This window comes from Streptomyces sp. NPDC002018 (assembly GCF_042890865.1).
In the GTDB taxonomy this organism is placed as follows: domain Bacteria; phylum Actinomycetota; class Actinomycetes; order Streptomycetales; family Streptomycetaceae; genus Streptomyces.
In genome coordinates, this window is the sequence record NZ_JBIASO010000005.1 from 307,513 (window position 1) to 319,268 (window position 11,756).

An 11,756-nucleotide genomic window follows, 5' to 3' on the forward strand; every position below is an offset into this window, starting at 1 on the left:
CACCACCGCGAGCGGTGTCCACTGGGAGAAAAACCACATGAGCGATGTCAGCGGTGAACCGTAGGCTCGCTCCTGATGCCCGAGAAACATGCAGCCCCCACAGAAGACCGGTCCTCCGTACGCTCACTGCTGCGCCTGTGGCCCTACGTACGGCCGGTGCGGACGCGTCTGTTCACCGCCGCGTTCATCGCGGTCGTCGCGTCCTGTCTGGGTCTGGTCTTCCCGCTCGTACTGAAGTGGATGGTCGACGGACCCGTCACCGACCAGGACCCGGGGGGTGTCTGGCTGGGGGCCCTCTTCCTGCTGCTGCTCGGCGTGGTGGAAGCCGTGCTGTTCGGGTTCCGGCGGTGGCTGGTGGCCCGGCCGCTGGCCGGGGTGGAGGCGGCGATGCGGGCCGATCTCTACCGCCATCTGCAACGGCTCCCCGTCGCCTTCCACGACCGCTGGCCCTCGGGACAGCTCCTCTCGCGCGCGACGACCGATCTGATGCTGCTGCGGATGTTCCTGGCCTTTCCCCTCACCTTCCTCCTGGTGAACACGACGACGATCCTGGCGGGCTTTGTGATCCTGCTGCTCCAGGACTGGTCGCTCGGACTGGTGCTGATGGCCCCGGTGGTGCCGCTGGTGATCTTCTGTTCGCTCTTCGAGACGCGGTACTCGCTGATCGCGCGGCGGGCCCAGGACCAGGTGGGCGATCTGACCACGGTGGTCGAGGAGGGCGTCCTCGGCATCCGGATCATCAAGGGGTTCGGGCGCCACCGCAGCCAGGAGCAGGCGTTCAGGGAGCTCGCGCGGCGGCTGCGCACCACGGAGCTGGGCAAGGCACGGATGCTGGCGGGCATCTGGGCGGTGGTCATGATCCTGCCCGAGCTGGCGATCGGCGCGGCGCTGGTGCTGGGCACCATCCAGGTCGCGGACGGCGGGCTCTCGGCGGGCACCCTGGTGGCGTTCCTGTCGACGGCGCTGGCCCTGCGGTGGCCGGTGGAGTCGATGGGGTTCCTGCTGGCGATGAGCCAGGAGTCGGCGACGGCGACCGAGCGGTACTTCGAGGTGATGGACGTACCGGAGGAGGCGGATCCCGGGCCGTCGGCCGCGCCGGCCGGGGAAACGATTGTCCTCACGAAGACACCGGCCGGGGACGGGGCCGGGCTGCGCTTCGAGGGCGTCTCGTTCCGCTACCCGGACGCCGACGCGGACTCCCCGCCCGTGCTCGCCCGGATCGATCTGCACATCAGACCCGGCGAGACCATGGCCCTGGTCGGGGCCACCGGGTCGGGCAAGACCACGCTCACCGCGCTCGTACCGCGCCTGCACGACGTGACCTCAGGACGGATCACCCTGGACGGCGAGGACATCGCCCTGATACCGCGGCCCCGGCTGCGTGAGCTGGTGTCGGTGGCGTTCGAGGAGCCGACGCTCTTCTCCGCGAGCGTCGCGGAGAACGTGCTGATGGGCGCGGCGGACGCCGACGAGGAGGCGCTCTCCCGGGCGCTGGACGTGGCCCAGGCGGGCTTTGTCCGTGAGCTGCCCCGGGGCCTGCGCACGGAGGTGGGCGAGCAGGGGCTCAGTCTCTCCGGCGGCCAGCGGCAGCGGCTCGCGCTCGCCAGGGCGGTGGTCGGCCGGCCGCGCTTCCTGGTGCTCGACGATCCGCTCTCCGCGCTGGACGTCCATACGGAGGCGCTGGTGGAGGCGGCGCTGCGGCAGGTGCTGCGGGGCACGACCGCGCTGGTCGTGGCGCACCGCCCGTCGACCGTGATGCTCGCCGACCGGGTGGCGCTGATCTCGCGGGGACGGATCACCGCCGTGGGCACCCATCAGGAACTGCTGCGGAGCAGCGAGGAGTACGCGTGGCTGATGTCCGGGGCGGAGCCGGGCACCGCGCCCGGGGCCGTGCCGGGCGCCGGTGCCCAGGCCGTTGAGGAGACCGTCCGATGACCACATCGACCAGCACCACGGGCACGGGACCGGCCCCCGAGGAGAAGCCGGGCAAGGTCCCCGGCACGGACGCGGTTACGGACACGGGCACCGGTACGCGTACGGGCACCGGCACCGGCACCGGCATCCGTACGCACAAGGACCCGGCGGCCCCGCACGGCGCCCCGGCCGCCGGCCCCGCCGACCCCGGCCCCGACGCCCCCGGCGCCCCCTCGGACGACCCCTTCGGCGAGGACACCCTGCCCGCGCCCCCGGGTGCCACCGGCGACCTGCTGCGGTCGCTGCTGCGCGCCCGGCGCGCCCGGGTCGCCCTGGCCGCGCTGCTCCTGCTGCTCCAGCAGGCCGCCGCCCAGGCCGGCCCGCTGCTCGTCGCGTTCGCCATCGACCGCGGGGTGCCCTCCTTCCGGAGCGGCGACCACGGTCCGCTGATCGCCGTCGGCGCCGGATATCTGATCTGCGCGGCCGGTTCCGGAGCCTTCCAGTACGCCTTCATCCGTGCCGCCGCCCGGGTCAACCAGGACGTGCTGCTCGATCTGCGCGGCCGTATCTTCCGCCATGCCCAGGCGCTGAGCGTGGACTTCCACGAGCGCTACACCTCCGGGCGGCTGATCTCCCGCTCGACCACGGATGTGGAGTCCCTGCGCGAACTGCTCAGCGAGGGCCTCCAGGAACTCATCGGCGTGGTGCTGGCCTTCGTCTACATCTGCGCGATGCTGCTCTATCTGGACCTGGGGCTCGGCGCGCTGGCCGTGCTCTCGTTCGTACCGCTCTATCTGCTCGTACGGCTCTACCAGCGCCGCGCGGCCAAGGTCTTCGCCCGGCGCTCCACCGCGATCGCCGCCGTCATCGTGAAGTTCGCGGAGACGATGAACGGCATCAGGCCGGTGCAGGCCTTCCGCCGCGAGCGGGCCAACGACGACCGTTTCCGCGCGCTCAACCACCACCACGAGCGCACCAACGGCGACGCCCTGCTGGAGATGGCCCGCTATGTGGTCGGCTCCCGGCTCGTGGCCAACACCGCCGTCGCGGGGATCGTGCTCTGGGGTGCCTACCGGGTGGCCGGGGGCACGCTGGCGCTCGGGGTGCTGGCCGCGGCCGTGCTGTATCTGCGCCGGCTGTACGACCCGATCGACCGGCTCGGGATGTTCCTCAACTCGTACCAGTCCGCCGCCGCCTCGCTGGAGAAGATCGCGGGTCTGCTGGCCCAGACGCCCTCGGTGCCCGAGGCGGCGGACCCCCGGCCGCTGCCCGCGCTCACCGGCGGGTTCCCGGGCCGTGAGGTCGTGTTCGACGGGGTCCGTTTCGCGTACCGCACGGGCGGCGAGGTCCTGCCGCGCTTCGATCTGACGGTCCCCGCCGGCCAGACGGTCGCGGTCGTCGGCTCCACGGGCGCGGGCAAGTCCACCCTGGCCAAGCTGCTGGCCCGGTTCTACGACCCGACGGAGGGCCGGGTGCTGCTCGACGGGGTCGATCTGCGCGAGCTGGACACCCCGGAACTGCGGCGCGGTGTGGTGATGGTGACCCAGGAGGCGTTCCTGTTCTCCGGCACGGTCGCCGAGAACATCGCCCTCGGCCGCCCCGACGCCACCCGGGAGGAGATCGTGCGGGCGGCCGAGGCGATCGGCGCGCACGGGTTCATCAGCGGTCTGCCGGACGGCTATGACACGGACGTGAGGAAGCGGGGCGGGCGGATCTCCGCGGGCCAGCGACAACTGGTCGCCTTCGCCCGCGCGCTGCTCGCGGACCCGGCGGTGCTGATCCTCGACGAGGCGACCAGCTCCCTGGACATCCCGGGCGAGCGCGCGGTGCAGCGCGCGATGGACACCGTCCTGCGCGGCCGTACGGCGGTGGTGATCGCCCATCGGCTGTCCACCGTGGAGATCGCGGACCGGGTGCTGGTGATGGAGCACGGGCGCATCGTCGAGGACGGCACACCGGCCGATCTGACGGGCGGTACGGGCCGCTTCGCGGGTCTGCACCGCGCCTGGCGCGAAAGCCTTGCCTGACAAGGGAATTCAGCGCGCGGAACAGATCTCCGAGGGAATTCGCCGCACAGCGATCGCTCTTAAAATTTTGCCTCTTCGGGGTACGAACCGGTGTGTCGTTTTACGGAGTCTTGGTTTTCTGTAAATCTTTGCCCGTCACGACAGGACCTGAACTCGTGATCGGGCGGGTTCTGAATTGAGGGAGAACCATGAGCTTCGGCAACATCTGTTACGGCACCGGTCTGCGAGAAGCGGTCGCGGCGCCGCGCACGACCCCTCTCATCGGAATCTATGACATGTACTCGGCCTCCATCGCGGCCCAGCACTACAACGGTTTCTTCGTCTCCGGCTTCGGTTTCGCGGCCTCGCACTACGGGCTGCCCGACATCGGCTTCATCGCCTGGCCCGACATGGTGGCCTTCGTGGAACGGCTGCGCCTGGCCTTCCCCACGCACCATCTGCTCGTGGACATCGACGACGGCTACATGGACCACGAGGTCGCGTGCCATGTGGTGCAGCGGCTGGAGCGTGCCGGGGCCTCGGGGGTGATCCTGGAGGACCAGAAGCGTCCGCGCAGATGCGGGCACGCCGACGGCAAGCTCATCCTTCCGCTGGAGGAGTACCTGGAGAAGCTCGACCTGGTGCTGAGCAGCCGGGAGGACCTGCTCGTGGTGGCGCGTACGGACGCCACGGAGGAGGGCGAGATCATCCGCCGGGCGGAGGCGCTCGCGCAGACCGACGCGGATGTCGTTCTCGTCGACGGGGTGCGGAGCGTGGAATGGATCCGTAAGATCCGTGCGGTCGTCGGCGACAAGCCCCTTCTGTTCAACCAGATCGCGGGCGGAAAGTCGCCGCGCCTTTCGCTTTCCGAACTCTCGGAGCTGGGCGTCGAGCTCGCCATCTACAGCACCCCCTGCCTTTTCGCCGCGCATGGCGCCATCGACGGAGCGCTGGCCGATCTCAAACTGGCCGACGGGCGGCTCCCCGACACCTCGCAGACCGGGGCCATCGGAGTCAGGGGATCCACGGAACTGCTGGAGAAGAACATCAGCAGACACCATCAGAACCGCCGGTCGGTGTCGGTCTGACCGCGCGCCGTCCTGTGTCCGCGCATGTCTTCCGGCCCGGCACCGGCCGGCACCGGCAGCGTAAGACGGGTCCTCTCGTCCGGGGGGTCTCCACGGCGGGGGCCGTCGTCGCGGCGGCCGCCGGTGTGCTGGGCGCCGCCGGTGTCGCGGCGGCCGGCCCGGCGCTCACCCTCGTGGCGGCCCACGACGACGAGGGCGACAGGCGGCCGGTGCCCGCGGGCAACCGGAGCCTCGGCCTCATCGTGATCGACAACTCCTTCGCGGACTCCTGGCTGGAGATCGACCGGACGCTCAATACGCTGCTCCTCGGCAAGGGCACGGCGGGCAGCGATCACGACGGGGGTGGCGGCGCCATCGACGTACGGACCGGAGACAACGCGGGCCCGGCGTCCGGGCCGCAGCCGGCGCCCGCGCCGGAACCGGAGGCCCGGACGGAACCCGGACCGGACCGCCGGAACACCTCCCAGGGACACTGGGCCTCCGAGGTCGGCCATCCCCCGCGGCACGACGAGAGCGGTGAGTGACGTGACGTCAATGACCTGGCCGCGTTCCTGGCCAGGCCGCTTGAGGAGGGCGGTCGACCTCTATGTCGTCGCCCTCCTCGGCACGGTCGTGTTCGCGGCGCTGCTGCCCGCGACGGGCGGGGCGGCGACGGCCGTCGGCCATGCCGCCGACATCGCCATCGGTCTGCTCTTCTTCCTGTACGGCGCGCGGCTCTCCACCCGTGAGGCGCTGGACGGCCTGCGCCGGTGGAAGCTCCATCTCGTCATCGGGGCGAGCACCTTCGCGCTCTTCCCGCTGCTGGGGCTGGCCGTCGGCGCTCTCGTGCCGTATCTGCTGAGCGAACAGCTCTACCTGGGGCTTCTCTTCCTCTGTGTCGTCCCCTCGACGGTCCAGTCGTCGATCGCGCTCACCTCGACCGCCCGTGGCAATGTCCCGGCCGCCATCTGCGCCGGCACGTACTCCAGCCTGGTCGGCATGGTCGCCACCCCGCTGCTCGCGGCCTGGCTGATCGGCTCCACGGTGAGCTTCTCGCTCCAGGGACTGCTCACCATCGTCACCGAACTGCTGCTGCCCTTCCTCGCCGGACAGTTCTGCCGCCGCTGGATCGGCGCCTTCATCGGGCGGCACCGGAAACACGTCGGGCTCCTGGACCGGTTCTCCATCCTGCTCGTGGTCTACACGGCGTTCAGCAGGGGCATGGCCGAGGGCATCTGGCAGCAGATGACACCGGTGCGGCTGCTCGCCCTGCTGGCCCTGGCGGCGGCGCTGCTGGCGGTGGCCCTCGGTACGACCTCGTTCGCCGCGCGGCGTCTGGGGTTCAGCCACGAGGACCGCGTCGCCATCGTCTTCTGCGGCTCGAACAAGAGCCTCGCGACGGGACTGCCCATGGCCGCCGTGCTCTTCGGAGCCTCCGCGGGGCTGGTGATCCTTCCACTGATGCTCTTCCACCAGCTCCAGCTGATGGTCTGCGCGGTGATCGCGGGCCGCTGGTCGCGCCGGTCCCCGGTGGCCGTTCCCGCTCACGCGTCGCCCGTCGCCGTGCGCGGGACGGCGAGTTGACCCCCGTATGACGGCGCGGCGGACGGTAAGAAATCAGTCACGTTACGAAGTGATCCCGTCAGCGCGTGGGCAGCACCCGCTCAACATCGTGTTCACATTTGGCAACGTCGCGCCCGATCTCCGAACAGTCCTCGAATCGCCCTGCGACGAACCGTTGTTGACGCCGTGCGAATCTCCGGCGGCATCGACACGATGATCGACGAAACGTCCGCTTAACGAACAGGGCCTTTCGAGCAGCGAACGATTTCCGGCCAACTTCTTGACGCGCTCCTGACAGTAAGCCGTCACGACTGCCACTCTTCCCCCGTTCTCCGCACCACCTTGCTCCGCTTGCTCTGTCCGGGCGGCCCACCGAGCGGCCCGGTACCCCCCTCGCAGAAGGAGTTCGCGTGAGATCCACGCCCAACCGCCGCGCCACCGCGACCGGTGCTCTGATAGCCGCAGCGGCTCTGCTCACCGTCGGTGTGCAGGCCGGTACCGCCTCCGCCCAGCCCGACAGCGCTCCCGCCGCACCGGTGGCCGGCAAGGCCAACCCCGGTGCGCTGCCGCGTGACCTCTCCCCCGCGCAGCGCACCGCGCTGATCCGCGAAGCCGATGCCACCAAGGCGGACACCGCCAAGGAGCTCGGCCTCGGGGCGCAGGAGAAGCTCGTCGTCCGTGATGTCGTCCAGGACGTGGACGGCACCACGCACACCCGGTACGAGCGCACCTACCAGGGCCTCCCGGTCCTCGGCGGCGACCTCGTCGTGGCCGCGACGAAGGCGGGCGCGACCAAGTCCGTCAGCAAGGCGTCCACGGCCGCCCTCAAGAACGTCGCCACCACGGCCGACGTCGCGCCGGCCGTCGCCGAGAAGCAGGCGCTGAGCGCCGCCGCGGCGGACGGTTCGAAGAAGACCGAGGCCGACCGCGCGCCGCGCAAGGTGGTGTGGATGGCGCAGGGCGCGCCGACCCTCGCGTACGAGACGGTCGTCGGCGGGCTCCAGCACGACGGCACTCCGAACGAGCTGCACGTCGTGACGAACGCCGCGACGGGCAAGAAGATCTACGAGTGGCAGGCCGTCGAGAACGGTGTGGGCAACACTCAGTACAGCGGCCAGGTCACCCTGGGCACCCTCCAGTCGGGGTCGACCTACAGCCTGACCGACACGGGCCGCGGCAACCACAGGACGAGCAACGCGGACACCGGGGCGCTCTACTCGGGTCCCGACGACGTCTGGGGCAACGGTCTGCCGTCCAACACGGAGACCGCGGCCGCCGACGCCCACTACGGCGCGGCGGAGACCTGGGACTACTTCAAGAACGTGCACGGCCGCAGCGGTATCCGCGGTGACGGTGTCGGCGCGTCCTCCCGGGTCCACTACGGCAACGGGTACGTCAACGCCTTCTGGCAGGACAGCTGCTTCTGCATGACGTACGGCGACGGCGCGGGCGACCAGAAGCCGCTGACCTCCATCGACGTGGCCGCCCACGAGATGTCCCACGGCGTCACGGCCGCCACGGCCGGCCTGATCTACAGCGGTGAGTCCGGCGGTCTGAACGAGGCCACCTCCGACATCTTCGCCGCGGCGGTCGAGTTCTACGCCGCCAGCCCGCAGGACCCGGGTGACTACCTGGTCGGCGAGAAGATCGACATCAACGGCAACGGCACCCCGCTGCGGTACATGGACAAGCCGAGCAAGGACGGCGCGTCCAAGGACTACTGGTACTCCGGTATCGGCAGTGTCGACGTCCACTACTCCTCGGGCCCGGCGAACCACTTCTTCTACCTGCTCTCCGAGGGCAGTGGCGCCAAGGTCGTCAACGGTGTCTCCTACGACTCCCCGACCTCGGACGGTCTGCCGGTGACCGGCATCGGCCGGGCGAAGGCCGAGCAGATCTGGTTCAAGGCGCTCGCCACCAAGTTCACCTCCTCGACCAACTACGCGGCGGCCCGTACGGGTACCCTCGCGGTCGCCGGTGAGCTGTACGGCACCACCAGCCCCGAGTACACGGCCGTCCAGAACGCGTGGGCCGGCATCGCGGTCGGTCCCCGCCCCGGTGGCGGCGGCACGGGCCAGGTCTTCGAGAGCACCACGCAGGTCGCCATCCCGGACAACGGCGCGGCGGTCACCTCGACGGTCAACGTCGTGGGTGTCACGGGCAACGCCCCGACCTCCCTCCAGGTCGACGTGAACATCACGCACACCTGGCGCGGTGACCTGGTCATCGACCTGCTCGCCCCGGACGGCACCGTCTACCCGCTGAAGCCCTCCAGCGGCAGCGACTCGGCGGACAACGTCGTGGAGTCGTACTACGTCAACGCCTCGTCCGAGGTGGCCAACGGCGCCTGGAAGCTCAGGGTCCGGGACGTCGCCGCGCAGGACGTCGGCCGTATCAACAGCTTCAAGCTCACCTTCTGAGGACGGGCCGCCCAGCGGCCCGCACGGAACCGAGCTGAACCACGCTGACACGGACGGATCCGGATCGACACGGACCGGTCCGGGAACCGCCCGGGGTGCGCGCACCCCGGGCGGTTCCGCCGTGTCCGGGGTCCGGCGCGTACGGTACCCCGTATCGCCCAGGTGGACCCGGCAGCGCAGGAGCATCCGTGAACCGACTCACGTACGACGACGTCAAGCAGGCCGCCGACCGCGTCGCGGGACGGGTGCGTCCGGTGGCCCTGGCGCCGACGGAACTGGGCACGACGCCGGCACCGCGGGGCGCCGGACAGGTCTGGCTCGCGCTGGAGTTCCTTCAGCACACCGGCAGCTTCAAGGCCCGCGGCGCCCAGAACTTCCTTCTGGCCCACCGTGCGGCCGGCACCCTCCCGGACGCCGGGGTCACCATCGCCTCGGGCGGCAACGCGGGGCTCGCCTGCGCCTGGGCCGCCCGGCAGCAAGGGGTACCGGCCACGGTGTTCCTGCCCGCGACGGCCCCGCCGGTGAAGGTCGACCGGCTCCGCTCGTACGGCGCGGACGTACGGCTGGCCGGCGCGCGCTACGCCGAGGCGCTGGCGGCCTGCGAGGAGTTCACCGCGCGCAGCGGCGCGCTCGCCTCGCACGCGTACGACCATCCGCTGATCGCCGCCGGCGCGGGCACGCTCTTCGAGGAGATCCACCGCAGGCTCCCGGACCTCGACACGGTGGTGGTCGCGGTCGGCGGCGGCGGTCTCTTCGCGGGGGTGGCCACGGCGGCCGGGCATCACGGCGTACGCGTGGTGGCGGCGGAGCCGGTGAACTGCCGTGCCCTGCACGCGGCGATCGAGGCCGGCGCGGTGGTGGACGTCCCGGTCGACTCGGTCGCCGCCGACTCCCTGGGCGCCTCCCGGGTCACGCCCCTGGCCCTGCACGCCGCCCGGCGCGCCGACGTCCGCCCGGTCCTGGTCCCCGACCCCGAGATCTCCCGCGCCCGCGACACCCTGTGGGCCACCCACCGCATCCCGGTGGAACACGGCGCCGCCACCGCCCTGGCGGCCCTCACCACCCCCGGCACCGGCTACCGTCCCGCCCCCGGCGAGCAGATCTGTGTGGTCCTCTGCGGTGCGAACACGGACCCCCGCACCCTGACGGATGCCCCCGCACACTGACACCCGCCGGGCCGCGGAACCCGCCGCCGCAAGGAAACAGGTGCCGGCCCCGAACCGAGCGGGCCGACACCTGTCGCTGTCACCTGTGTTGGTCGCTGTCACCGGCGTCACCCGAGCCGGCGGGCAGCCACCGGACCTAGTTGGGGTTGCTCGCGTTGGTCAGGGTCTCCCACGCCACGAACAGGTTGTTCGTTCCCGAGGGCCGCTGCTGCTCGGTGAGCCGCTGCGTGTTGGTCATCGCGTAGCCCAGCCGGGTGTTGAGCGCGTTGTAGCCGACCTCGGTGATCGGGCCGAGGCCACGCTGCACACTGCCGCCGCACAGGTTGGACGGGACGGGCTCGGCCTGGACCTCGTACTTGGACTGGAAGCCCAGTGCCTGCCGCAGCCGCTCGCCGACCTGGGGGAAGAGGTCCTGGCCCTGGATACGGGCGGTCTCGTAGACATGGGAGACGGACGAGATGCCGTAACCGGTGTGCACGAAGTCGCGGCAGGTCTCCTGGGTGAGACCGGTGATGAAGGTGCCCTGGCCCTGCCAGTAACCGACGATCTGGTCACGGGTGTTGAGGTTCTGGCTGGGGACCGTCTTCGGCAGCGCGCCGTCGGAGGCCAGATAGATGTAGGCGGGCACCCGGACGAGGTACTTGCCGATCGCCTTGTCCCAGCTCGCCTTGTCGTCGAGGAAGACGGAGATGCTGACCGCCGCCTCCATCATGGTCAACTCCCAGTTGCCGTTGGAGTTGGAGCCATTGATGATCTCCGGCAGATAGACATTGCGCAGCATGGTGCTGAAGCGCCCGGCGTTCGGCCAGTTGCCGTACACATGCTTGATGATCTCCGCGGCCTTGGGCCACGAGGAGCCGGCCCAGCCCGTCTGGAGCGGGGCGTTGCTGTTGGTGTGGTCCTGGATGGTGCCGGACCAGGCGTCCATGAGCTGGATCGACTTCTGGGCGTAGCGGTCGTCACGCGTGATGTACCAGGCCAGCGCGGTGGTGTACGCGGCGATGGCGTCCTCGCGCTCGTCCGTGCAGCCGTTGTTGGGGTTGGAGTACGAGCCGCACTCGACGACCGCGCGGGGCTTGGCGGTGCGGGTGAGCGAGGCGTACCTGCTCCCCATCATCTGGTCGTACGCGGCCTTCCAGGGCTGCGCGCCGGCCTGCACCTTGCCCCGTACGAAGGTGAGCTGGGCGGTGTTGAGGTTCACGCCGGGGTGGGTGAAGTTCGCCGGGGCGGCGGCGACGGCCGGAGCGGCGGCGGGGGCCGCCTCCGGTGCCTTCTGGGCGGCGGCGGGGGTGATGAAGGCCGCGGCCAGCACACCGGCCAGGGCGGCGGAGAGTCCAAGGATTCTGGGGATTCTGGAGATGGATCCGGGGCGCATGTGGGGGTGCCTTCCGGTCGGTGACGACCCTCAACTCGGTTCACTCATATGAACCTTGAGTGGAGGCGTGAACCTGCTGTTGAACCAGGAAGGTAGAACCATCCCATGAACACGTCAAGGTCTGGACCAATGAGCGGGGGGGGGGGGGGGGCGCCGCCCGCCCCCCCCCCCCCCCCCCCCCCCCCCCGCGCGCCCCCCCCCCCCCCCCCCCCCCCCCCCCCCCCCCCCCCCCCCCCCCCCCCCGT

8 protein-coding genes are annotated in these 11,756 nt (G+C 70.8%); 7 read left to right on the forward strand and 1 reads right to left on the reverse strand.

Annotated features, from left to right (window positions below; translation table 11 throughout):
- Positions 1-75: 75 nt before the first annotated feature.
- From ACFYYH_RS10880 to ACFYYH_RS10910, 7 genes are all read left to right on the forward strand, one after another.
- Positions 76-1,935 carry an ABC transporter ATP-binding protein gene (locus tag ACFYYH_RS10880; protein WP_388548688.1) on the forward strand — a complete coding sequence of 620 codons (1,860 nt, stop codon included), beginning with the start codon at positions 76-78 and terminating at the stop codon, positions 1,933-1,935.
- The gene (locus tag ACFYYH_RS10885; RefSeq protein WP_388548690.1) at positions 1,932-3,941 is read left to right on the forward strand and encodes an ABC transporter ATP-binding protein; all 2,010 of its coding nucleotides are present in this window, start codon (positions 1,932-1,934) and stop codon (positions 3,939-3,941) included. Before ACFYYH_RS10880 ends, ACFYYH_RS10885 begins: the two co-directional genes overlap by 4 nt.
- A 203-nt stretch (positions 3,942-4,144) precedes the next feature.
- On the forward strand, positions 4,145-5,008 hold the full coding sequence (locus ACFYYH_RS10890; protein WP_388548902.1) for an oxaloacetate decarboxylase: 864 nt from the start codon (positions 4,145-4,147) through the stop codon (positions 5,006-5,008).
- Between the two features lie 14 nt (positions 5,009-5,022).
- On the forward strand, positions 5,023-5,532 hold the full coding sequence (locus tag ACFYYH_RS10895) for a hypothetical protein (protein WP_388548692.1): 510 nt from the start codon (positions 5,023-5,025) through the stop codon (positions 5,530-5,532).
- Positions 5,533-5,542: 10 nt separating this feature from the next.
- The gene (locus tag ACFYYH_RS10900) at positions 5,543-6,571 is read left to right on the forward strand and encodes a bile acid:sodium symporter family protein (RefSeq protein ID WP_388548694.1); all 1,029 of its coding nucleotides are present in this window, start codon (positions 5,543-5,545) and stop codon (positions 6,569-6,571) included.
- Positions 6,572-6,960: 389 nt separating this feature from the next.
- Positions 6,961-8,970, forward strand: coding sequence for a M4 family metallopeptidase (locus tag ACFYYH_RS10905; protein ID WP_388548696.1), 2,010 nt, complete (start codon positions 6,961-6,963; stop codon positions 8,968-8,970).
- Between the two features lie 188 nt (positions 8,971-9,158).
- Positions 9,159-10,136: a threonine/serine dehydratase gene (locus ACFYYH_RS10910; RefSeq protein WP_388548698.1), complete on the forward strand. Its 978-nt coding sequence runs from the start codon at positions 9,159-9,161 to the stop codon at positions 10,134-10,136.
- A 136-nt stretch (positions 10,137-10,272) separates the two neighbouring features.
- Here the strand turns inward: ACFYYH_RS10910 and ACFYYH_RS10915 are convergent, their stop codons facing one another.
- Entirely contained in the window at positions 10,273-11,511 is a 1,239-nt protein-coding gene (locus tag ACFYYH_RS10915; RefSeq protein WP_388548699.1) for an alginate lyase family protein, read from the reverse strand.
- Positions 11,512-11,756: the final 245 nt, after the last annotated feature.